At 35.0% G+C, this 22,453-nt stretch carries 20 protein-coding genes; 13 read left to right on the top strand and 7 right to left on the bottom strand.

Features of this window, described 5'->3' with window-relative positions; all coding sequences use genetic code 11:
- Window positions 1-20: 20 nt before the first annotated feature.
- Window positions 21-2,480 carry a YfhO family protein gene (locus BHE19_RS08985; protein ID WP_070906798.1) on the bottom strand — a complete coding sequence of 820 codons (2,460 nt, stop codon included), beginning with the start codon at window positions 2,478-2,480 and terminating at the stop codon, window positions 21-23.
- Between the two features lie 50 nt (window positions 2,481-2,530).
- Window positions 2,531-2,851 (bottom strand): DUF4834 family protein, encoded by a 321-nt coding sequence (locus BHE19_RS08990; protein WP_017498738.1) that lies wholly within the window; start codon window positions 2,849-2,851, stop codon window positions 2,531-2,533.
- Between the two features lie 89 nt (window positions 2,852-2,940).
- Between BHE19_RS08990 and BHE19_RS08995 the strand changes: the two genes are divergently transcribed.
- Together BHE19_RS08995 and BHE19_RS09000 are read left to right on the top strand one after the other, a co-directional pair.
- Window positions 2,941-3,918, top strand: a complete 978-nt coding sequence (locus BHE19_RS08995; RefSeq protein ID WP_070906800.1) for a transporter — start codon at window positions 2,941-2,943, stop codon at window positions 3,916-3,918.
- Window positions 3,919-4,675: 757 nt separating this feature from the next.
- Window positions 4,676-5,794, top strand: a complete 1,119-nt coding sequence (locus BHE19_RS09000; RefSeq protein ID WP_070906802.1) for a GTP cyclohydrolase — start codon at window positions 4,676-4,678, stop codon at window positions 5,792-5,794.
- Window positions 5,795-5,891: 97 nt separating this feature from the next.
- On the opposite strand, the gene BHE19_RS09005 is transcribed toward BHE19_RS09000, so the two are convergent.
- Complete coding sequence (locus BHE19_RS09005; protein ID WP_070907138.1) at window positions 5,892-6,374, bottom strand: hypothetical protein; 483 nt, start codon at window positions 6,372-6,374, stop codon at window positions 5,892-5,894.
- A gap of 117 nt (window positions 6,375-6,491) precedes the next feature.
- The gene (locus tag BHE19_RS09010) at window positions 6,492-7,751 is read right to left on the bottom strand and encodes an aminotransferase class I/II-fold pyridoxal phosphate-dependent enzyme (protein WP_070906804.1); all 1,260 of its coding nucleotides are present in this window, start codon (window positions 7,749-7,751) and stop codon (window positions 6,492-6,494) included.
- Between the two features lie 288 nt (window positions 7,752-8,039).
- On the opposite strand from BHE19_RS09010, the gene BHE19_RS09015 reads away from it, so the two are divergent.
- From BHE19_RS09015 to BHE19_RS09025, 3 genes are all read left to right on the top strand, one after another.
- Window positions 8,040-8,822 carry an NYN domain-containing protein gene (locus BHE19_RS09015; protein ID WP_070906806.1) on the top strand — a complete coding sequence of 261 codons (783 nt, stop codon included), beginning with the start codon at window positions 8,040-8,042 and terminating at the stop codon, window positions 8,820-8,822.
- 33 nt (window positions 8,823-8,855) lie between these two features.
- Window positions 8,856-10,367 carry an FMN-binding glutamate synthase family protein gene (locus BHE19_RS09020; RefSeq protein WP_070906808.1) on the top strand — a complete coding sequence of 504 codons (1,512 nt, stop codon included), beginning with the start codon at window positions 8,856-8,858 and terminating at the stop codon, window positions 10,365-10,367.
- Between the two features lie 120 nt (window positions 10,368-10,487).
- On the top strand, window positions 10,488-10,961 hold the full coding sequence (locus BHE19_RS09025) for a hypothetical protein (protein ID WP_083342498.1): 474 nt from the start codon (window positions 10,488-10,490) through the stop codon (window positions 10,959-10,961).
- Window positions 10,962-11,012: 51 nt separating this feature from the next.
- Here BHE19_RS09025 and BHE19_RS09030 read toward each other — a convergent pair whose 3' ends face one another.
- Window positions 11,013-11,417 carry a hypothetical protein gene (locus BHE19_RS09030; RefSeq protein WP_070906810.1) on the bottom strand — a complete coding sequence of 135 codons (405 nt, stop codon included), beginning with the start codon at window positions 11,415-11,417 and terminating at the stop codon, window positions 11,013-11,015.
- A gap of 171 nt (window positions 11,418-11,588) precedes the next feature.
- On the opposite strand from BHE19_RS09030, the gene BHE19_RS09035 reads away from it, so the two are divergent.
- From BHE19_RS09035 to BHE19_RS09055, 5 genes are all read left to right on the top strand, one after another.
- On the top strand, window positions 11,589-12,002 hold the full coding sequence (locus BHE19_RS09035; protein ID WP_070906811.1) for a ribosomal maturation YjgA family protein: 414 nt from the start codon (window positions 11,589-11,591) through the stop codon (window positions 12,000-12,002).
- Window positions 11,968-12,546 carry a non-canonical purine NTP diphosphatase gene (locus BHE19_RS09040; RefSeq protein WP_070906813.1) on the top strand — a complete coding sequence of 193 codons (579 nt, stop codon included), beginning with the start codon at window positions 11,968-11,970 and terminating at the stop codon, window positions 12,544-12,546. The genes BHE19_RS09035 and BHE19_RS09040 overlap by 35 nt, the downstream gene beginning before the upstream one ends.
- A gap of 204 nt (window positions 12,547-12,750) precedes the next feature.
- Window positions 12,751-14,652: a DEAD/DEAH box helicase gene (locus BHE19_RS09045; RefSeq protein ID WP_070906815.1), complete on the top strand. Its 1,902-nt coding sequence runs from the start codon at window positions 12,751-12,753 to the stop codon at window positions 14,650-14,652.
- A gap of 249 nt (window positions 14,653-14,901) precedes the next feature.
- On the top strand, window positions 14,902-15,675 hold the full coding sequence (locus BHE19_RS09050; protein ID WP_070906817.1) for a carboxypeptidase-like regulatory domain-containing protein: 774 nt from the start codon (window positions 14,902-14,904) through the stop codon (window positions 15,673-15,675).
- A gap of 197 nt (window positions 15,676-15,872) precedes the next feature.
- Window positions 15,873-17,183, top strand: coding sequence for a DUF389 domain-containing protein (locus BHE19_RS09055; protein ID WP_070906819.1), 1,311 nt, complete (start codon window positions 15,873-15,875; stop codon window positions 17,181-17,183).
- A 266-nt stretch (window positions 17,184-17,449) separates the two neighbouring features.
- Here BHE19_RS09055 and BHE19_RS09060 read toward each other — a convergent pair whose 3' ends face one another.
- Window positions 17,450-18,910, bottom strand: a complete 1,461-nt coding sequence (locus BHE19_RS09060; protein WP_070906821.1) for an aminoacyl-histidine dipeptidase — start codon at window positions 18,908-18,910, stop codon at window positions 17,450-17,452.
- A 178-nt stretch (window positions 18,911-19,088) separates the two neighbouring features.
- On the opposite strand from BHE19_RS09060, the gene BHE19_RS09065 reads away from it, so the two are divergent.
- The 3 genes from BHE19_RS09065 (at window position 19,089) to BHE19_RS09075 (ending at window position 21,501) form a co-directional block, all read left to right on the top strand.
- Window positions 19,089-20,150 (top strand): DUF3810 domain-containing protein, encoded by a 1,062-nt coding sequence (locus BHE19_RS09065; protein WP_070906823.1) that lies wholly within the window; start codon window positions 19,089-19,091, stop codon window positions 20,148-20,150.
- A 215-nt stretch (window positions 20,151-20,365) separates the two neighbouring features.
- Window positions 20,366-20,860 (top strand): RNA polymerase sigma factor, encoded by a 495-nt coding sequence (locus BHE19_RS09070; RefSeq protein ID WP_017497354.1) that lies wholly within the window; start codon window positions 20,366-20,368, stop codon window positions 20,858-20,860.
- Between the two features lie 8 nt (window positions 20,861-20,868).
- Entirely contained in the window at window positions 20,869-21,501 is a 633-nt protein-coding gene (locus BHE19_RS09075) for a hypothetical protein (protein ID WP_017497353.1), read from the top strand.
- Between the two features lie 117 nt (window positions 21,502-21,618).
- Here BHE19_RS09075 and BHE19_RS09080 read toward each other — a convergent pair whose 3' ends face one another.
- The gene (locus BHE19_RS09080) at window positions 21,619-22,428 is read right to left on the bottom strand and encodes a lysophospholipid acyltransferase family protein (RefSeq protein WP_017497352.1); all 810 of its coding nucleotides are present in this window, start codon (window positions 22,426-22,428) and stop codon (window positions 21,619-21,621) included.
- Window positions 22,429-22,453: the final 25 nt, after the last annotated feature.

Here is a 22,453-nt window from a genome sequence, read left to right on the forward strand (position 1 = left end):
GCCTCACAAAGATCTTTAATTTATTTTAGCGTATCTCCGTGATTTCTTTGCGAATCTTTGCGGAAGAATTTTTCGAAATAAACTCCGCCAATTAAAAGTAGTAACATTCCAATGCAGCTTGCCAATGTAATTACACTTCCTGTTTTAACAACCTGCGGTTCAAATTTAAATTCGATAGTATGTTCGCCACCCGGAATTTCCATAGCTCTTAAAACATAATCTACAGGGAAATGATCCGTAAGTTTACCATCAATATAGGCATTCCATCCATTCTTATAATAGATCTCAGAAAAAACAGCCAAAGCATCTTTTTCGTTGTTTGATTTGTATTTAATGTAGTTAGGCTTGTACTGTACTACCTGAATAGTCCCTGTAGTGTCCCACTGTTTTTTCATACGGGCATTTCTAAATTTACCCTCATGCTCACGAACGTTGAAAACCGCTACTGTCTTAGTATCGATATGATCCAATGCTTTCATTACATCATCCGGTTTATTTACCAATTTTACAGTACTTACAAACCATGCATTTCCATTAGCATTTGGATTTATTGTTGGAAATTCTTTTCCTTCTTTATCCGTTTGGATGATGTATTTTACATTCAACATGTCTAAGACTTCGACATTGTTTTTTGCAATCTGATAGTCAAAAAGCTGTTGTATTCTTCTTGGTTTTGCGGCATGGTATCCGCCTAAAGAATGGTGAAAATAAGAAGCACGTGCACTTGACATGTTTCCGCTTACTTCAAAAACTCTGTAATGTGTAGTATCTTTTAAAATCTGAGCATCAGAAGGTGTTTCCTGAAATGGCGCCGCAATTTGTACCGGGCTCACAAAATCCTTGGCTGATACATATTTTTTATCAACAAAAAATAAATCAAAAATCATCAAAAGACCAACGATAATCAAAGTAGTATTCTGAGCCAGTTTATTTTTGATGAACAACCAAAGGATTCCAAAAGTAATCACGATAAAAAAGCCCGATCGCAATAAATCAGCGGAATACAAACTCTTTCTGTCTTCTTTCAAGGCATCTACAAAAGCAGGTCCGTAACTTTCTAAAAAATAATTATCACTGCTGCCTGTAAAATGGAACATGCTTTTAGCGAATACTAAAATCAAAATAACGCCTAATCCGAAAACTCCTGTCTGCACAAGCGCTTTCTGCTGCAATTTAGGTTCTTCTTTAGCTTTAAAAAACGATTGTAATCCCATAACAGCCAGAACAGGGAAACACAATTCAAGAATAACCTGAATCGATGACACCGCTCTAAACTTATCATACATTGGAATGTAATCGATAAAGAAGTCTGTCAGTAAGGCGAAGTTTTTCCCCCAGGAAAGTATTAGCGAAACTAATGCTCCTGTAAAAAACACATATTTTATTTTTCGATCATCAATAAATAAAGCTAAAACGGCTAAAAAGAAAACCACAACTCCAATATAAGCCGGAGCTGCTACTATAGGCTGATCTCCCCAATACGTTGGCATTCCCGACACAAAATCCTGCGCCTGCTCTGAGGGTACTCCCTGTTCAATCATGAAAGAATACATACGACTGTCTGTTCCTACATTTTCATGATTTGAACCACCAAAAAGTCTTGGAGCAATCAAGTTAAAACTTTCAGCAATTCCGTAACTGTATTCTGTTATATATTCACGGCTTAGTGCATTTTCATTAGTTTTTTTAGAACCATCAGGATTAAAAGTTAATTCACTGTTACTACGGGTACTAAATTTAGCATATTCACTGGTTGCCAACAAATTAGTAGCATTGGCTCCAATAGCAAAAATTCCGGCTACGGCCAAAACACCAATAGCCGTTAAAAGCGATTTATATTCTTTTTCTTTGATAAAATTAAAAGCAAAATAAGCTGAAAGTATCAATAAGAAAATCAATAAATAATACGTCATTTGAAAGTGGTTGGCATTAACTTCTAATGCAACCGCAAACATGGTGAGCAGACCTCCCCAAATATACTTTTTCTGGAAAACGAGTATGAATCCGGCGATAACAAGCGGCATATAGGCAATAGCATGCGCTTTTGCATTATGCCCAACACCTAGAATGATAATCAGGTAAGTCGAAAAACCAAAGGCAATTGCCCCTATAAATGCTTTTAAAGGATCAGTTTTTAAAACCAGCAACAGTCCGTAAAAGCCTAAGAAATATAAAAATAAATAATCGGCAGGACGAGGAAGAAAACGCAAAGCATCGTCTAATTTACCCACAAAATCATTGGGATAATTAGCTCCCAGCTGATAAGTTGGCATACCTCCAAATGCAGAATTTGTCCAATAAGGTTCAGAATGTTCTGCAGCTCTAAAATCGTTTTGCTCTTTAGCCATTCCGGTATATTGAGCAATATCCGACTGGAAAATTTGTTTTCCTTGTAAAACCGGGTAAAAATAAATTAAAGAAACGAGAATAAAGCCCAGGATAACAAGGGCATGCGGATAGAACTTATTTACTATTTTCAATTTAGGCTGGTTTGGGTTAAATGATGAATCCTATAAATTAGGTCACAAATTTAATCTATTTCTTCGTAATCAACATAATCGCCAACCTTTTTGGTTTCACGAGTTTTTTTTGCATTGGATGTATCAATAATAATTTCATCATTATTCGTACGTGTTTTTTGCCATGTATTACCCTGACTATATTGTTGTTGTCTTTGAAAATTCTCTCCAGCTTTTTCTACTGCTTTTTTTACCAATACCGGCAAAAAGATTCGTGCTAAAAATTTAAAAATATAATAAAACGCAACGATCCACATTATCGTTTTAATCAGATTTACAAAAGATGCTTCTTGCATGATCATATAATTTTTTTTCAAAATTAATAAATCCATCGTTTAAAATTAAAATATCAATCTTAAATAAATAATAAAATATAGTACATTTGAAATGCGTTATTACTTTTTAATCCAAAAACACGTTTATGTTAAAAAATAAAAACTTTTTTACTGCAGCTCTTTGTTTATTACCTCAATTATTTTTTGCACAGTACACTGATGTCATCAATTCAAACCGTCCCGGCGAAACGATGTCAGCCTATGCTGTTGGAAAATCAGTTATACAGGCAGAACTTGGTGTATATGGCATCAAAGAAAAACACAATCTGCTGGATTATGACGCCAATGGTTTTGGTACAGATCTGACTATTCGTTATGGTGCTTTTTTAGAAAAACTGGAACTTATTGCGGACATACAGTACCAAATGGAAAATTTTGACACGCCATACACGAGTTATAAAAAAAATAATTTCAGACAAACGGTTTTAGGAGCCAAATATCTGATTTATGATCCCTATAAAAACTACAAAAAAGAAGCCAATATTTACAGCTACAAAGCCAATCGCAGCTTTAATTGGCACGAGCTAATCCCTGCCGTTTCGTTATTTGCCGGCGCTAATTTTGTGGGTAAAGACAATCCTTATTCTTTCTCTCCACAATCGAGTATTTCTCCAAAAGTGATGTTGATCACTCAGAATCTTTTTGGTGGCGGAAAATGGGTTTTCGTAACTAATATTATTGCCGATTATATTTCAACAGACTACCCGAGCTACGGCTATGTGCTTACTCTTACACGCGGATTTAACGATAAATGGTCCGGTTTTGTTGAAAATCAAGGTTATAAAAGTGACTTTTACAGCGATGCCATTGTTCGTGGAGGAGCAGCTTACCTTATTAATCCGAACCTTCAGGTAGATGCATCTATAAGTACAAACTTCAAAAACACGCCTTCTATATTGTACGGAGGAGTTGGGGTTTCCTGGCGCTATGACGGACGTTACAAAGAAAATCAACTGCAAACTAAACGTGAAGACAGAGCCAAAAAGAATAAAGATAACGAGCTGGAACAAAAAGAAATCGATTATCAGGCAAAAGAACGAAAACGTAAATCGAAATACGAATAGTTAAAATTGTAAGAAAAAAAGTACTTTATTTTTTCTTATAATGTAGGGAAATAATTATATTTGAAAAATTATACGCCAATTTTCAAATACGAGAAAGATAAATTATGCCTTTCTATTATCACTGTTAATCTGTTTATCAGCCAAATCCCAAAATACCGGAGTAGAAAAAGACATTTACAATCTACAAACCGGCTTTTTGGGAATATGGATAAATTAACGAGCATCGATTACTCAATCAAATAAGTTTACGAACCGAAATTGGTTTTGATGGTGGTTTTCGTGGATGTTCTGGCTGTACTACTACACATGCAATAGTTCCTGTAATTAACCTGGAACCAAGGTGGTATTACAACATGAATAAACGGAATATTAAAAAACAAAGAATAGTGCCAATTTTATAACTTTAGGAATCAACTATTATCCCAACTGGTTTGTTATTTCAAATCTTGGAAATACCTACATTACTAATCAAATTGCGCTAATTCCTAAATGGGGAATAAGACGAAATATTGGAAATACCAATTTCAATTATGAAGCCGGTATTGGAATTGGGCGTAGATTTTATCTGGATAAAAAATTTTCAGATACTACCGCAGACCTTCATCTTCGAATCGGCTACACTTTCAAATGATTCACTAACCTTATTAATCAGGGCTTTTTTTACACAATTCTTTTTTGTTAAATCAAAGATAGCTATATTCGTTTCTTAAATCGTAGCACCTAATTTAAAGCAACATTCTTAACAAAGAAAATCTTAATGATTACAATTAAAGAAGCCATAACCAAAAAGGAATTAACTGACTATATCAAATTTCCGTTTTCAATCTACAAAGACAATGCCTACTGGGTCCCCCCTATTGTGGCAGATGAATTAGAGTCATTTGACAAAACTAAAAATCCTGCTTTTGACAATGCCGAAGCCTATTTTTATCTGGCTTACAGAAATAATGAAATAGTAGGACGAATTACGGCTATCATCAACTGGTCTGAGGTAAATGACCAACATAAAAGAAAAGTTCGATTTGGATGGTTTGATGCAATAGACGACATCGAAGTCACAAAGGCCTTGCTGGATAAAGTTTACGAATTGGGAAAAAAACACAATCTGGAGCACGTTGAAGGCCCAATGGGATTCTCGAATCTGGACAAAGTTGGCGTTCTTACAGATGGTTACGATCAATTGGGAACTATGATTACATGGTACAACCACCCCTATTATGTCACACATTTTGAGCAATTGGGTTTTCAGGTTGAAAAAGAGTACCTCGAAAGTATCTTCCCTTTTTCAAACGTCAAACCTGAATTTTTCCTTAAAGCACAAGAACTCATCAAAAAAAGGTATGGCTTACGCTCCTTGACTTTTACCAAAACAAAAGACATCATGCCTCACGTAGACAAAATGTTTGATTTGTTTAATGATTCATACGCTAAATTAGCTTCGTTTGTTGCCATTTCGGATGTTCAGAAAGAATACTTCAAAAAGAAATACATCAGCTTTATCAATCCGGAATACATCAAGTTTGTGGTTGACAAAGACGATAATCTGGTGGCCTTTAGCATTGTAATGCCTAGCTTTTCTGAAGCTTTACAGAAAGCAAAAGGAAAATTATTCCCGTTTGGGTTTATTCATTTACTAAGAGCCCGTAAAAAGAGTAAAGATGTTGTTTTTTACCTGATTGGGGTGCACCCCGAGTATCAAAACAAAGGAGTTACTGCTATTATTTTTGATGAATATTATAAAACTTTTTCCGAAAAAGGAATTCAGAATTGTATCAGAACTCCTGAATTAGCGGATAATACAGCCATTCATTTACTTTGGAAAAATTTCGATCCAAAAGTGCATTGCCAGAGAAAAACGTATTTAAAATACTTGTAAATAATTTTCAGCATCAGTCGCAGTTAACAATTTTACCCTTAAAAAAAATCCATTCGTTACATGAATGGATTTTTTTACTTTTTAATACAATCAGAGCTTACTCTACTTTGCAATCTACTTTAGTCAGAACGTTTTTCTGGTCAAATTTCAACTGCTTTTTATCTTTAAAAGAAAACTTCCCGTTAGCTTCTACTACATCGCCATAGCCTTCAATAAAAGCTCCATCTTTTTTCAAAAACACAACTTCTCTGACAGAGGAAACGCCTTCAGACATGAAAGTATAATCGGCAATTAACGTATCACCTTTCATATTACCAATCAAAGTTCCTTCGTTTTTATCCTTTCCTGATATGTTATAACTTAGTTTCCCGTTTACTTCCTGATGAGAATTTACATTAAGACTCATCTCGGTCACGCTATTACGAGTTCTTGCTGCATAACATTGATCTCCTGCCGGTTCAACGATCTCAGCTTCTTTTGGCGGACTTGGCGCTATCTGCACCGGATCGGTATCAGTCGCTTTTTTACAGGAAATAAAAACAGTGAGCATTATCATGGATATTACTATTACTTTTTTCATAATTGACATTTTACTGATTTTGAATGATAAAAGTACCCCAAATAAAAAAAATCCACTCGTATAACGAATGGATTCTTTTATATAATTCCCATATCAGGAATTTATTTCTTTAAAGTTTTACGAAACGTCAACAGTAGTACGTTCAGCGATTTCTTTATAAGTTCCGTTTACTAATTTTTCACGAATGGCTTCAAAAGCAGTTAACGTTTCATCAATATCAGCCAATGTATGAGAAGCTGTTGGAATCATTCTTAACAAAATAATCCCTTTTGGAATTACCGGATAAACAACAATAGAAAGGAAAATACCATAATTTTCTCTTAAATCATTTACCATTACCATCGCTTCAGGAATACTTCCTTCCAGATAAACCGGAGTAATACAAGTATTCGTATCTCCAATGTTAAATCCTTTTTCTCTTAAACCGTTTTGTAATGCGTTTACATTCTCCCAAAGTTTGTCTTTAATTTCAGATGAATTACGCAACAACTCCAAACGTTTTAATGAACCAATTGTCTGGATCATTGGCAATGCTTTAGCAAACATTTGTGAACGTAAGTTATATTTTAAGTAATCAATTACGGTTTTATCTGCTGCTACGAAAGCTCCGATATTAGCCATAGATTTTGCAAAAGTAGAGAAATAAACATCAATTTCATCCTGAACTCCCTGCTCCTCACCCGCTCCGGCTCCTGTTTTACCAAGTGTACCAAAACCATGTGCATCATCCACTAACAAACGGAAATTGTATTTTTGTTTCATAGCAACAATTTCTTTCAATTTTCCTTGTTGTCCACGCATTCCAAAAACACCTTCGGTAATAAATAAAATACCTCCACCCGTTTCCTGAGCCATTTTTGTAGCACGCTGAAGATTTTTCTCCATACTTTCAAGATCATTGTGCTTGTAAGTAAAACGTTTTCCCATGTGTAAACGAACACCATCAATAATACAAGCGTGCGAATCTACATCGTATACAATAATATCATTTTTAGTAACTAAAGCATCTATGATCGAAACCATCCCCTGATATCCGAAGTTCAATAAATAAGCCGATTCTTTCATTACAAAAGAAGCCAATTCATTTTCTAATTGCTCATGATAAGTAGTGTGTCCTGACATCATACGAGCTCCCATAGGATATGCTGCTCCATATTGAGCTGCTGCATCAGTATCTGCCTTACGAACCTCAGGATGATTAGCCAAACCTAAATAATCATTTAAACTCCAGTTTAGAATATTTTTTCCGTGAAATGTCATTCTAGGACCCAACTCTCCTTCTAACTTTGGGAAAACATAATAACCTTCTGCCTGAGAAGCCCATTTTCCTAATGGTCCTTTATTGTCCTGAATTCTTTCGAATAAATCTTTTACCATAATATATTGTGTAGTAATATTTTTATTTTATACAGGGTGCAAAAATAAATATTTATTCTGTGCTATCATAATAATTTAAAAATGATTCTGACCAAAATTGTTCTTTGATAAAATTTTACCACAAAACCATTAATTAAACACTACTTTTCTTAACAAAAAATAGTACATCTTCAAAAAACTGCAATTTATACCAGTTATAAATATAACCAAAAATACCTCAATCATTTTATTTTTATTAATTTTAAAGGGCATTTAAAAAAATGAATTACAAATACTAAAACCAAAATAATGGCTTTAAGCACTTCAAAAGATCTAAAACTCGCTGTTCTTATTGATGCCGACAATGTACCTTACAGCAATGTAAAAGGAATGATGGAAGAAATTGCGAAGTTTGGAACCCCTACCACTAAACGCATTTATGCCGACTGGACAAAACCAAACTCAAATGGTTGGAAAGGGGTTTTACTGGAACACGCCATTACCCCCATTCAGCAATACAGTTATACCGTTGGAAAAAATTCTTCTGATTCCGCCCTTATAATCGATGCAATGGATTTACTGTATTCCGGAAAACTGGACGGTTTTTGCATTGTTTCCAGCGACAGCGATTTTACACGTCTTGCCATTCGATTACGAGAATCCGGTATGAAAGTAATTGGTATTGGAGAAAAGAAAACCCCCAATTCTTTTATTGTGGCCTGTGACAGATTTATATACATCGAAGTTCTGGACGGCGCTATTCAGAAGAAGAAACCCAAAGTTACAACTACAACCGACACTAAAAAACCGGTCGAAAAACCGGCTGAAAAAGCACTGCATAAAATTGACAAACAAACCATTGACCTTATCGAGGCTACCATTGAAGATATTGAAGACGACGATGGCTGGGCATTTTTAGGAGATGTTGGAAATCTTATTGTAAAGAAAAAACCAGAGTTTGACCCTCGAAATTATGGCTTTTCAAAACTTACTCCAATGCTAAAATCACTGACCGATATTCTTGAAATCGACGAAAGAGAATCGGACAAAAAAGGAATTAAGCACGTTTATGTACGCCTGCGATTCAATTGATTATAAATTATTACTCTTTAAATACTTGCAAACATGAGAAAAAAATTCTTCATCTATGGATTCTTATTGTTTCTAATTGTTTTAGCAATTTATCTTTACACGAAACGAGGTTTTTTACTGGTAATTATTCTACCTATATTATTAGTGGTAGGTATTTACAATGCTACTCAAAAAAAACACGCGATTTTAAGAAACTTTCCGGTTTTGGGCTATTTCAGATATTTATTTGAAATGATTGCTCCCGAAATCCAACAGTATTTTATTGAACGATCAACTGATGGAAAACCATTCTCCAGAAACCAGCGCTCTATGGTTTATCAAAGAGCTAAAAACATCGATTCAAATACGCCTTTCGGAACACAACAAAATCTGAATCATGACAGTTACGAAGGAATAAAACACTCCATCTTTCCCGCAAAAGTTAACGAGGAATTACCTCGTGTATTGGTGGGCGGAAAAGACTGTAAACAACCTTATCTGGCCTCGTTATTTAATGTTTCGGCAATGAGTTTCGGTTCACTAAGTGAAAATGCCGTTCGTGCCATAAATATTGGTGCTCAAAAAGGAAATTTCTATCAGAATACCGGAGAAGGCGGTTTAACCGAATTTCATCTTGCAGGTGGTGGCGATATCACCTGGCAAATTGGGACAGGATATTTTGGCTGCAGAGATACTGAAGGCAACTTCAGTCCTGAAAAGTTCTCCGAAAAAGCCAATCTCCCTAATGTAAAAATGATCGAAATTAAGCTTTCACAGGGAGCAAAACCAGGGCATGGCGGTGTACTTCCGGCGAGAAAAAATACCGAACAAATTGCTAAAATCAGAGGAGTTGAACCTCACACCACCATTCTTTCTCCTCCGGGACATCATGCCTTTTCAGACACCAAAGGTCTTATCCGTTTTGTAGCACAATTGCGTGAACTATCGAACGGGAAACCTATCGGTTTTAAATTATGTATTGGAAATACTGCCGAATTTGAAGCCATTTGCCACGAAATGATTACCGAAAATATTTTCCCTGATTTTATTACTGTTGATGGTGCTGAGGGAGGGACGGGAGCTGCTCCTTTAGAGTTTGCCGATGGCGTAGGAATGCCGTTTGAACCCGCATTAATATTTGTAAACAAAACATTAGTTGGTTTAAACATTCGTGATAAAATCCGCATTATTGGAAGCGGGAAAATTATTTCCGGCTATTCCATCCTCCATGCAATAGCTTTGGGTGCCGATATGTGCAATAGCGCACGTGGTTTCATGTTTTCATTAGGCTGTATTCAGGCCTTGCGTTGTCACAATAACGAATGTCCGACCGGAGTAGCCACTCAAAACAAAATGCTCATGAAAGGCTTGGTGGTAACCGATAAATCCGATCGCGTGTATCATTTTCATAAAAACACCTTACATTCTGCCAACGAGCTTTTAGCAGCAGCAGGTAAAAAAAGTTTTAGCGAAGTCGATATTAATATTTTCATGCGGGGTGATGAATTTGGCAATTTATCTGACAACTATTTCCCGGACAACTTAACAAATGTAACAAAACATTAAAAAAATACTTATAAAACAAAAACTAATACATAGCTTTTTTATTACATTTGTATAGATGTTAACTTATTTAACCACTAAGATAAATCGTTAATTTTTTAACCTAACTAAACAAATTAATCAATGCTATTAACACCCAAAGGCTATCGCATAGAAATGCTTGATCATCATCAAAAAGAAAATCTGGCAAATGATTTTATTCACGGATTTAAAAATGTTTCAGAATACATCAATGGTGTTTGCTACGAAACCGTTGCCTATGTTCAGTATTTACTACATCCCACAAAAATTTCACTCCGCGAAATGGAAACCATTACAGGTAAACACTGGGTGGAGAAATTCACTACACAGAGAGAGTGGACAGGCGAAACAATTCCTGCCGGAACTGCTATTGGCTTTTATCGTATCAATTCAAGCGGTTTCTTTCATTTTGCATTAGGAGCCGGAGGAACTCAAATTCGTGCCGTTAACGGATTAACACTTGGAGCAAGCTGGACATTTGAAGTCAATCTTCCCTCTGTTCTTGGACCAAGAAACGAAGATGGTACCTACAATTATGACAATAGCAAAATCAGAGTTTATCTAATGTACCTCTAAAAACAAAAGCTTATACTTATAAAGAAATAAAAGCCCTATCCAATATAGTTATTATTTTAACAAATTCGGAAGGGCTTCTTTATTTATAACCTCTTTTGCCAAAACCGTATTGTCATCAGCCAAAAAGTAAGTATCGAACCTTACTCCTTCTTCGATCAATTCCTGAGGAATTTTATTCTCTTTTATCATTTTTTTCAACAAAACCGGAAATGACGAAACAGCTGCCGATTTATTCGATTCATTTTCTTTTAGATTGGTTTCAAACCTCAATTCAATTTTATCATCTTCAAGATAACCTCTTGCCGTAGTAAGCGTTATGTTTTCTTCATGAAAACTCTTAGCTGTACTCTTATTATAGGTAACGACATATTCCTGGAGTTTTTGCTTTGTATTTTTACAACTAACCAAAGACATTACTAAGGCCGCGGCAAATAAGGTTTGTATTATTTTCTTCATCCTGTTTTTTTATTTTTTTACATTTCAATAAGCTCTAAAAGCATCTCAAGATAATAATAATCTCTCTAATTTCTAAAACTGAAAGAAAACAACCCTCTTTAAACTTTTCGATTGTATCAAACGCTTACTATTTTACCACCTAATTCCTATCTTTGTTTCACTTAAAATGCCATGTTAAAATTGAAAAAGCCAAGAATCTACTACCTATTTGCATTTCTTTGTGTGATTTGCTGTGGAATTCTCTCCAGAAAAATTGCAGTCCTTCCACTCTATTTTGGAGATGCGCTGTATGCCGTCATGATGTATATATTAATCAGAATCTTATTTTTTAACCAAAAAACCTCCATTACTGCGATAATTTCATTGACCATTTGCTACGGAATAGAATTTCTTCAGCTTTATCAGGCAGATTGGATGATTACGCTTAGGAAAACTCTTTTTGGCAGATATGTTCTGGGACAAGGCTTTTTATGGAGCGACCTTCTTGCCTATACATTGGGAATTACAACTGCTTTTATCATCGAAAAAATTATTCTAAATTATACTACCTATGAAAATCGTATTCGCATCAAACAACAAAAATAAAATCCAGGAGATTCAAAGTATTCTTCCTGAAAACATAAAAATAGTAAGTCTCGAAGAAATTGGCTGTTTTGAAGACATAGAAGAAACAGCAGACACCATTGAAGGAAATGCCATTTTGAAAGCCAATTATGTAACGGAAAAATACGGATACGATTGTTTTGCCGACGATTCAGGCTTAGAAGTGACTGCTTTAAATGGGGAACCGGGAGTATATTCAGCCCGATATGCAGGCAAGCAACGCAATGACGATGACAATATGAATAAACTTTTAGACGCCTTAAAAGACCAACCAGACCGCAGCGCCCAGTTCAAGACCGTTATTACTTTAAACTTAAAAGGAGAACAGCATTTATTTACCGGAATTGTAAAAGGAAGTATCACTTTGGAAAAAACAGGAGATCAGGGTTTTGGGTACGATCCGATTTTTCAGCCTGAAAACTATACCAAAACATTTGCTGAATTACCCCGAGAAGTAAAAAATACCATAGGCCATCGCGGAAAAGCAACTCAGCAACTAATTGATTTTCTGAATTCAACCAAATAATTGTTTAAAATACAACATTTTAGAGTACAAAATTGATATTTCGTGACGTTTTTTTTTAGAGAATTCTTCATTTTTCGATAAAAATGATTTCACACTAAACATAACTTTTTGATAATCAAATCATAACAAATACATAATTCTTAAAAGAGCATTAGTTTATCTGAATAATTAACAGTAATTTTGCACCCTATTTTAAATACACATATGAATAAATTTGAACAATTAGGATTGAATGAATCGTTACTGAAGGCGATTTTAGATCTAGGATTTGAAAATCCGTCAGAGGTACAGGAAAAGGCGATTCCCCTATTATTGGAAAAAGACACAGATATGGTTGCGTTGGCTCAGACAGGGACAGGGAAAACGGCAGCTTTCGGTTTTCCGCTAATTCAAAAAATTGATGCTGACAACAGAAATACACAGGCATTAGTTTTATCGCCAACACGAGAACTTTGTTTACAGATTACCAACGAACTTAAAAACTACGCAAAATACGAGAAAGGTATTAATGTTGTAGCAGTTTACGGCGGGGCTAGTATTACAGAGCAAGCAAGAGAAATAAAAAGAGGAGCACAAATTATTGTGGCTACTCCGGGAAGAATGCAAGACATGATTAACAGAGGATTGGTTAACATTAAAAACATAGATTACTGTGTGCTTGATGAGGCTGACGAAATGTTAAACATGGGATTTTATGACGATATCTGCTCTATTTTATCAGATACTCCGGACGAAAAAAGTACATGGTTGTTCTCTGCAACAATGCCGCAAGAGGTTGCCAGAATTGCAAAACAATTCATGAGCGAACCATTAGAAATCACAGTTGGAACTAAAAATTCAGGTTCTGCGACGGTTTCTCACGAATTTTACTTAGTAAATGCACGTGACCGTTACGAAGCCTTAAAACGTTTAGCCGATGCTAACCCAGACATTTTCTCTGTGGTTTTCTGTCGCACTAAAAGAGATACTCAGGCTGTAGCCGAAAAATTAATTGAAGATGGATATAGCGCTGCTGCGTTGCACGGAGATTTATCTCAGGCACAACGTGACGGTGTAATGAAATCGTTCCGTGGAAGACAAATTCAGATGCTTGTTGCTACTGATGTTGCTGCACGTGGAATTGATGTTGATAACGTAACACACGTTGTAAACTACCAATTACCTGATGAAATCGAAACGTACAACCACCGTTCAGGTCGTACCGGTAGAGCAGGAAAATTAGGAACTTCTATTGTAATTGTTACAAAAAGTGAGTTGCGTAAAATTTCTTCTATCGAAAGAATCATCAAACAAAAATTCGAAGAAAAACCAATTCCATCCGGAATCGAAATCTGCGAAATTCAATTGTTACACTTAGCAAACAAAATTAAAGATACTGAAGTTGATCACGAAATTGACAACTACTTACCAGCAATCAACAATGTTCTTGAAGGTTTATCTAAAGAAGAATTGATTAAGAAAATGGTATCGGTAGAATTTAACCGTTTCATCGCTTATTACAAAAAGAACAGAGATATTTCAACTCAATCAGGTGAAAGACGCGAAAGAAACGATTCTGAACCAAGAGAATTCAACAACAACGGAGCAGTTCGTTATTTTGTAAACATCGGTTCAAGAGACAACTTCGACTGGATGTCACTTAAAGATTACCTGAAAGAAACATTAGACTTAGGTCGTGATGACGTTTTCAAAGTAGACGTAAAAGAAGGCTTCTCTTTCTTCAACACAGATCCTGAGCATACTGAAAAAGTAATGGAAGTATTAAACAACGTACAATTAGAAGGACGTCGTATTAATGTTGAAATTTCTAAAAATGACGGTGGCGGAAGACGTGACCATAACAATCGTGGTGGCGGAAGAAATTCCGGATCAAGAAGAGAAGGAAACTTTGCTCCAAGACGTGAAGGTTCAGGTGGCGGATTCAGAAGCGACAGAAACTCTGCTCCAAGAGAAGGTGGTTTCAGAAGTGAAAGAGGTTCTTCACCAAGAAGAGAAGGTGGTTTCAGAAGCTCAGCTCCAAGAAGCGAAGGAAGTTCAGACAGAGCTCCAAGACGTTCTGAAAGCTTTGGTGATTCTTCAAGACCAAGAAGACCAAGAAGAGATTAATACTTTAATATCTTAAAATACAAAATCCCAAATTCCGAACATAATTGGAATTTGGGATTTTTTTATTAAAATCTCCCCCTCTAAAAATGAGTTTTGTCATCCCTAACAATGTAATTCAAACTTCCTTCTCACTTTTTATTTAAATATTAAAAGCTACACTGTTGCCTTTGTTAATTTTCTTATAATTATATTCGAAGACTGCAAAATATTTAATCGTGATTTACTACTTTTAGAACTTTAAATCAGGATATGAAATATTTCGCAGTTTTCTTTTTTACACTATTATCAGCCGTCGGTTTCGCACAGGACACTGAGTCTACCGTTCCGCAAAGAGTTTCAGGCTACATTATCAACGACAATAGTAAACAACCTCTTTCTAATGTAAATATCATCAACACAAACAAAGTACGTGGTGCAAAATCTGATGCTAAAGGATATTTTGAAATTGATGTTCAGCTTAACGATACCATTCACTTCTCAATTTTAGGTTTTCAATCTTTAAGGGTCAGAGTAACCAATGACTGGATTAAAAATAAAGTAACCCGAATTCAGCTTACCGAAAAAGCAATTGCACTGGAAGAAGTAATTATTGCTCCTTTTAATTTAACCGGTTACCTTGAAGTCGATTCAAAATTAATTCCAACCAAAGAAAATTACCGTTATAGCATTTCCGGTCTTACACAAGGATATGAAGCCGGTGAATATTCACCAAACGCTTTTGGTAAAGTATTGGGTTCTATTTTCAACCCCGCCGACATGCTCTACAATTTCTTTGGTAAAAATGCAAAAGAGCTCAAGAAGCTGAAGGAAATGCGAAAGGACGATACGGTTCGCAACCTGTTAGAATCAAAATTTGACCGTGAAACTGTCTCTGTACTTTTAGGAATCAGCAAAGACGAAATCCCAGATATACTGCAACGTTGTAACTACTCCGATTCCTTTATACAAACAGCAAATGATTTGCAGATTATGGATGCCATTAGCGGATGTTATGAACAATATAAAGTATTAAAAAGGAATTAGAAAATTACTCTTAGCTTAAAATATACCAAATCCTCAATTTTTAAAATTGGGGATTTTTTTGTTCTGTAATCGAGTCAAATAACTTTATTAACCGTAGTTTCTTCAGATAATTAAAGGTTTTCATTGTTTTTTTGAGTAAATTAGACATTCTGCGACTATTGAGAATCCAGTTTACATCAAATAATACCGTAAAGACCATGACAGATATTACCCAAAAAATTTTAAATTTTATCGATCTTCAAAAAGGAGAAGAAAATAAAAAATCGGTAATCGAAAACATAACCGGCGCGGTTTCTTTTAGAGGATCAAACATCTGGATTCTTGCCTGTGCCATTATTATTGCCTCTGTAGGACTAAATGTTAACTCTACAGCGGTTATCATTGGCGCCATGCTTATTTCGCCTTTAATGGGACCTATTGTTGGTGCCGGTTTTGGTTTAGGAATGTACGATTTTGAACTTCTGAAAAAGTCCATGAAAAACCTGCTGATCGCAACAGTGGTAAGTTTAAGCACTTCGGCTATTTATTTCTATATTAGTCCGTTTAAAGAAGCGCAATCCGAATTACTCGCTAGAACTTCTCCAAATATCTATGACATTCTTATTGCCTTTTTTGGCGGTTTAGTAGGCGTAATTGCTGTGACCAGAGTAGAAAAAGGAAATCCAATTCCGGGTGTAGCGATTGCAACTGCTCTTATGCCGCCACTTTGTACTGCAGGTTACGGACTGGCACTTGGAAATTATACGTACTTTTTTGGTGCCCTTTATCTCTACACCATCAACTGCGTATTCATTTGCATTGCCACTTTTGTGATCGTAAAATTCTTAAATTACCCCGTTACAAAACAACTGGATCTACAACAGCAAAAGAGAGTGAAGTATGGGATTACACTGCTCATTTCACTATTAATTGTACCTAGCATCTATTTTGCCTATCAATTGTATATTCAAAAAAGCTACACTTCCAGAACCGAAATTTTTATACAAAAGGAATTCCTCGATAAAGACTATCCTATTATCTATAAAAAAATCAAATACAATACTACCCCCAGAAGAATTGAGCTGGCTTTTTTAGCCAAAAAATTTAATGATGGGGAAATTATCAATCTTAATAAAAAATTAACTGAGTATGATCTTCCCAATACTAAATTGATTATCAGACAAGATACCGTTAATTTAAGAAAGGATATTATGAATCAGATCAACAACAATCAAACTGTAGTCGATCAAAAAGACATCTTGATCAATAGTCTTCGAAATCAATTAGCACTATACCAATTCAACACTACACAGATCAACAACGAAGCAAAAATACTTTTTCCTGCTGTTACGTCTTTAAAAATTGGTAATTACAATATTGAAGAAGAGCCTAATAAATCTAAAATAATCCCTGTAGTTCTTTTTCAAAGCAAGAAAAAAATGGATTCAGAAACCAAACAAAAAATGAAACTATGGCTAAAAGAAAGACTTGCCAAAGATTCTGTTGAAGTATATCAGCAAAACAACTAATAGATAATAAAAATAATTCTTACATTTATCAATATGTCAATCAAATAACTAAAATAAAAAAATTATGTCAAAAGGTCAGGATGCTAAGAAAACAGCAAAAAAAGAACCGCTAAAAACGGCTAAAGAAAAGAAAGAAGAAAAAAGGGAAAAGAAAAATTCGCCTAAGCGAGATTAATTTTTAGTCGCAGTCTCAGTTTACAGTCTCAGCCGCAGTATTCAGTATTAAAGAACTGCAAACTGCGACTGTAAACTGCGACTGAATACTATTATTTAACAGGAATGTTCGAAAGGATTTCCAATACAAATTTCCAGTATTTCTGAGCTGATGAAATACTAGCTCTCTCATCAGGAGAATGCGCCCCGTGAATAGTCGGACCAAAAGAAATCATATCCATATCCGGATAGTTTGTTCCTAAAATCCCACACTCCAGACCTGCATGACAAGCTACTACTTTTGGTTTCTCGTTATTTTGTTTCTCATAAATTCCAACCAAAGTATCTAAGATCTCCGAATTTACGTTTGGTGTCCAACCAGGGTAAGAACCTGAAAGCTCCACTTCACAACCTACTAATTCAAAAGCAGAACGCAATGCATTAGCCAAGTCAAATTTTGAAGTCTCAACAGAAGAACGTGTTAAACATCCGATAGTTATTTCGCCATCTTTCACAATTACTCTCGCAATGTTATTTGATGTTTCTACTAAATCTTCCATATCGGCACTCATTCTGTATACTCCGTTATGAGCCGCATAAATAGAACGAATAATACCTTCCTGAACCCCTAAATCCATTACTTTCTCCGGTAAGTCGCATTTTACGATTTCAATAGATAAGTTAGGTTCGGTCGTTTTGTACTCCGCCTTAATGTCATTAATGATTTCCTGCATATCAAAAATATACGCCTCATCAAACATTTCAGAAATAATTACTTTGGCTACACTTTCTCTCGGAATTGCATTTCTTAAACTTCCTCCATTAATCTCCGCTACCTGTAATCCGAAATTTTCAAAAGCATCAAACAGCAAACGGTTCATGATCTTATTAGCATTCCCTAATCCTTTATTAATATCCATACCTGAATGGCCTCCATTAAGCCCTTTTACGGTAATAATATGTCCAACTGATCCTTCCGGAACTTCTTCTTCATTATAAGTTCTTGTCGCGGTTACATCAATTCCTCCGGCACAGCCGATATCAATTTCATCATCTTCTTCTGTATCTAAATTCAAAAGAATCTGTCCTTGCAAAATACCTCCTTTAAGATTTAAAGCTCCGGTCATTCCGGTTTCCTCATCAATTGTAAACAAAGCTTCTATAGCCGGATGCGGAATATCTTTGCTTTCCAAAATTGCCATAATTGTCGCTACTCCCAATCCATTATCCGCACCAAGTGTTGTACCACGCGCACGAACCCAGTCACCATCAACATACATATCGATTCCCTGAGTATCAAAATCAAAAACAGTATCTGCATTTTTTTGGTGCACCATATCCAAATGCCCCTGCATTACAATTGCTTTGCGATTTTCCATTCCCGGAGTTGCCGGTTTTCTGATGATTACATTTCGGATTTCGTCTTCAAAAGTTTCTAAACCTAAGCTGTTTCCAAAGTCTTTCATAAATTCAATTACACGCTCTTCTTTTTTTGACGGACGTGGAACGGCATTTAAATCGGCAAACTTATTCCATAGTGCCTTTGGTTCCAGATTTCTAATTTCCTGACTCATTATATTTTTGTTTGTAGTTTAACAATTAAGAGCTCCAAAGTTACAAAGTTTAAATGCTTTTTTCGTCACAAATTTCACGAATTAGCATTAATCTGATGGCTAAAAAACAAATTCCGCAAAACGCCTCTTTTATAGTTCTAATATTGTATTTATATTTACGTAATTCAAAACTAAAATTGTGAAATCGAAATACATCTTGCCCCTATTTCTTGTTGTTCAGATTATCCTCTTAAAAATTCTCCCCTTCTTTCCTGATTTTGTAGAAGGGCTCTACAGCAACAACTTATACATTAGAATTTCACATTTTTCCAGAACGCTTTTAGGCAAAGTTTCATTCTCTGTAGGCGATTGCATTTATGCTATTTTAATTTTATCAGCGATAAGCTGGTTTTGGAAGATTAGAAAAACATGGAAAACAGATTGGAAAGATCATATTTTAACGATGCTGGGTAAAATTTCCATTTTTTACTTTTTCTTCCATCTCCTTTGGGCCTTCAATTATTATCGCGAACCTCTATTTGAAAAAATGCAAATCACAAAGGAATATAGTGACGCCGACTTATTAGTTTTTACAAAGAAATTAATCTTAAAAACGAACGAGATTCAACTTCTTATAACTAAAAATGACAGCGCTAAAATTGTCTTTCCATACACTCAAGATGAAGCTTTTAGAATGAATTTAAACGGATATGAAAATCTGGCAAAAGAATACCATTATTTCAGCTACGAAATTCCGAGCGTTAAAAAATCGCTCTTTAGTCTGCCATTAACTTATATGGGCTTTGGAGGTTATCTTAATCCGTTCACTAATGAAGCACAGGTCAATGATTTATTACCTATGTATAATTTTCCCGTAACGACCTGTCATGAAATGGCACATCAAATGGGGTTTGCCAGCGAAAGTGAGTGCAATTTTATTGGGGTTCTGGCTTCGGTTAAAAATGATAATTTGTACTATAAATATTCCGGTTACAGCTTTGCGCTACGCTATTGTTTAGGCATCTGGCAGGTTAAAAATGAAACTATTTTTAAACAATTAAAAAAACAAATCCATCCGGGAATTCTAAAAAACTATCAGGAAAGCCAGGATTTCTGGAAACAATATGATACTTTTATTGATAAAGGCTTTCATGTTTTCTATGATAATTTTTTAAAAATAAATCATCAGAAAGACGGCTTGGAGAGTTATAGTAAATTTGTAGACTTGATGGTGAATTATTATAAGACCAGAGAATTGTAAAAAATCACTGGAAATTACACTGGGGTTTTTAGCCACAGATTATTAGGAATTAAAAAGATTTCCTTCAGATGCTTTTAGTTGAAATAAATAATAGTAAATAACCCTGACCTCAGATTTATGACAAAAATCTATTTAAATCTTTATAATCTGTGGCAAGCAAAAAAAAATAAACAGTACCTTGTAACAAAATAGATTTCAACACTACTAATAAATTTATGAGCGAAAATCTAGAACAGTCATTTGTTACGCAATTGCAGGCAAATCAGAATATAATCCACAAAATATGTAGATTATATACTGCCGGCGAAGATGCTCACAAAGATTTGTTTCAGGAAATCACTATACAGCTCTGGAAAGCGTATCCAAAATTTAGAGGCGACAGCAAATTTTCGACCTGGACGTATCGAGTTGCCTTAAACACCGCTATTACCTTATACCGAAAAACTAAACGAACCGTATCAACCGTAGAATATGAAAGTCATCAGCATTTTATAAAAGATGTTGATTACAATTATGAAGAAGAAGAACAGATTAAATTGATGTACAAAGCAGTTTATCAGCTTAATGACATCGAAAAAGCATTAGTTTTTATGTATTTAGAAGACAAAGATTATCAAGAAATAGCAGAAACCTTAGGAATCAGCGAAGTGAATGCTCGTGTGAAAATGAACAGAATTAAAGGGAAACTTAAAAAAATACTAAATCCTTAAAAATTATTATGAAAGAACTGGATTTATTAAAAAAAGACTGGAAAAAGAACTCGGATTCTTTTGAACAAATATCAGAAAAGGAAATCTACAAAATGATTCACAAAAAATCGTCTTCCATCGTGAAGTGGATTTTAATTATCAGCATTTTGGAAGTACTGTTTTGGACCATCTCGAACTACTTTTCAAATGTAGATGCTGATCTAAAGAAAATGAATCATCCTGAGATCATTCTGGTAATGGATATTTTATTGTATTTTAATTATATCGTAATTTTTGTTTTTATCTACTTTTTCTATAAAAACTATAAAACCATCACCACTACTGTTTCTACCAAACTGTTAATGAGCAGTATATTAAAAACCCGAAAAACGGTTCAGTATTATGTTTGGTACAATTTAGGTATGCTTGTGGTTTCGTCTATACTCAGCTTTTTCATCGGATATGTTTACAATCCGGATATGGCAATTATTAGAGAAAAATTAGCCTTAAATGGAAAAGCAATGCTGTTCTCAATCGGCGCATTGGTATTGCTTGTGCTGGTTCTTTTCGGAATCTTCTGGGGGATTTACAGATTACTTTACGGAACGCTACTGCGCAGGTTATATGCAAATTATAAGGAGCTTAAGAAAATTGATTTCTGATAAGAGGTGCTAAGAAACTAAGGCACTAAGGCTCTAAGAAACCAAGTTACTAAGTTTATTTTGAAACTTGAAACTTGAAACTTTGAACCCTGAAACAAAAAAAGCAATCTAAAATATCTAGTAATCCCATCTTCTCATTTTATTAAGCTCTTCCTGTACTTTGATTTCTTCTGCCGGAATAACTTTTAAAAATGAAGGATGTTGTTCGATTGCATATTCTACTTTTTCAACAATTTCTTCGATGGTATCGTTTTCATAATCAATTTCAAGAGGTTCTTTGATGATGAAAGACTGTAAAATTCCTTTCTTTTTCATTCGTAGTCCTTTTTTATCAAAAGAACGACGGAAACCGTCAATAACAATTGGAATTACTACAGGTTTGTGCTGTTTTATGATATGTGCCGTTCCTTTACGAACAGGTTTAAATGACTTAGTTGTACCTTGCGGAAATGTAATTACCCATCCATCTTCGAGTGCAATTCTGATATTTTCTGTATCGTTTGGGTTAACATCACGCTTTTCGGTAACATCAACACCTTTTGCACGCCAGGTTCTTTCTACTGTAATCGCTCCAACGTAAGCCAAAATTCTTGGCAATAATCCGGCCTGCATGGTTTCTTTGGCAGCAACATAATAAATATTCATTTTGGGCTGCCACAAATATCCGATATTCTTAATAGTATCCTGACGTCCGCTTAAACTTGCGTTAAACACATGAAACATCGCCACAACATCAGCAAAATAGGTCTGGTGATTCGATATAAACAAAACATTTGTATCCGGAAGCGTTTTAATAATTTCCGATCCTTCGATCTGCAATTCGTTAAAACCTCTATATCTTCGGTGAGTCATGGCTCCCAGAATACGGATCAACCATTTCTTGATGAATAATATATGTCCGAAAGGATTTCGTTTAAACAATCCCATAGCTGTCAATTGTATTATTTTATTA

Source organism: Flavobacterium tructae (genome assembly GCF_001853485.1).
Lineage (GTDB): Bacteria > Bacteroidota > Bacteroidia > Flavobacteriales > Flavobacteriaceae > Flavobacterium > Flavobacterium tructae.

Coding starts and splice junctions, on each gene's coding strand:
- BHE19_RS09005 (WP_070907138.1), bottom strand. CDS start 6,374: ATGAAAAAAGTAATAGTAATATCCATGATAATGCTCACTGTTTTTATT.
- BHE19_RS08995 (WP_070906800.1), top strand. CDS start 2,941: ATGTTAAAAAATAAAAACTTTTTTACTGCAGCTCTTTGTTTATTACCT.
- BHE19_RS09015 (WP_070906806.1), top strand. CDS start 8,040: ATGGCTTTAAGCACTTCAAAAGATCTAAAACTCGCTGTTCTTATTGAT.
- BHE19_RS09020 (WP_070906808.1), top strand. CDS start 8,856: ATGAGAAAAAAATTCTTCATCTATGGATTCTTATTGTTTCTAATTGTT.
- BHE19_RS09030 (WP_070906810.1), bottom strand. CDS start 11,417: ATGAAGAAAATAATACAAACCTTATTTGCCGCGGCCTTAGTAATGTCT.
- BHE19_RS09010 (WP_070906804.1), bottom strand. CDS start 7,751: ATGGTAAAAGATTTATTCGAAAGAATTCAGGACAATAAAGGACCATTA.
- BHE19_RS09055 (WP_070906819.1), top strand. CDS start 15,873: ATGACAGATATTACCCAAAAAATTTTAAATTTTATCGATCTTCAAAAA.
- BHE19_RS09080 (WP_017497352.1), bottom strand. CDS start 22,428: ATGGGATTGTTTAAACGAAATCCTTTCGGACATATATTATTCATCAAG.
- BHE19_RS09060 (WP_070906821.1), bottom strand. CDS start 18,910: ATGAGTCAGGAAATTAGAAATCTGGAACCAAAGGCACTATGGAATAAG.
- BHE19_RS09075 (WP_017497353.1), top strand. CDS start 20,869: ATGAAAGAACTGGATTTATTAAAAAAAGACTGGAAAAAGAACTCGGAT.
- BHE19_RS09025 (WP_083342498.1), top strand. CDS start 10,488: ATGCTATTAACACCCAAAGGCTATCGCATAGAAATGCTTGATCATCAT.
- BHE19_RS09040 (WP_070906813.1), top strand. CDS start 11,968: ATGAAAATCGTATTCGCATCAAACAACAAAAATAAAATCCAGGAGATT.
- BHE19_RS09045 (WP_070906815.1), top strand. CDS start 12,751: ATGAATAAATTTGAACAATTAGGATTGAATGAATCGTTACTGAAGGCG.
- BHE19_RS09000 (WP_070906802.1), top strand. CDS start 4,676: ATGATTACAATTAAAGAAGCCATAACCAAAAAGGAATTAACTGACTAT.
- BHE19_RS09035 (WP_070906811.1), top strand. CDS start 11,589: ATGTTAAAATTGAAAAAGCCAAGAATCTACTACCTATTTGCATTTCTT.
- BHE19_RS09050 (WP_070906817.1), top strand. CDS start 14,902: ATGAAATATTTCGCAGTTTTCTTTTTTACACTATTATCAGCCGTCGGT.
- BHE19_RS09070 (WP_017497354.1), top strand. CDS start 20,366: ATGAGCGAAAATCTAGAACAGTCATTTGTTACGCAATTGCAGGCAAAT.
- BHE19_RS08990 (WP_017498738.1), bottom strand. CDS start 2,851: ATGGATTTATTAATTTTGAAAAAAAATTATATGATCATGCAAGAAGCA.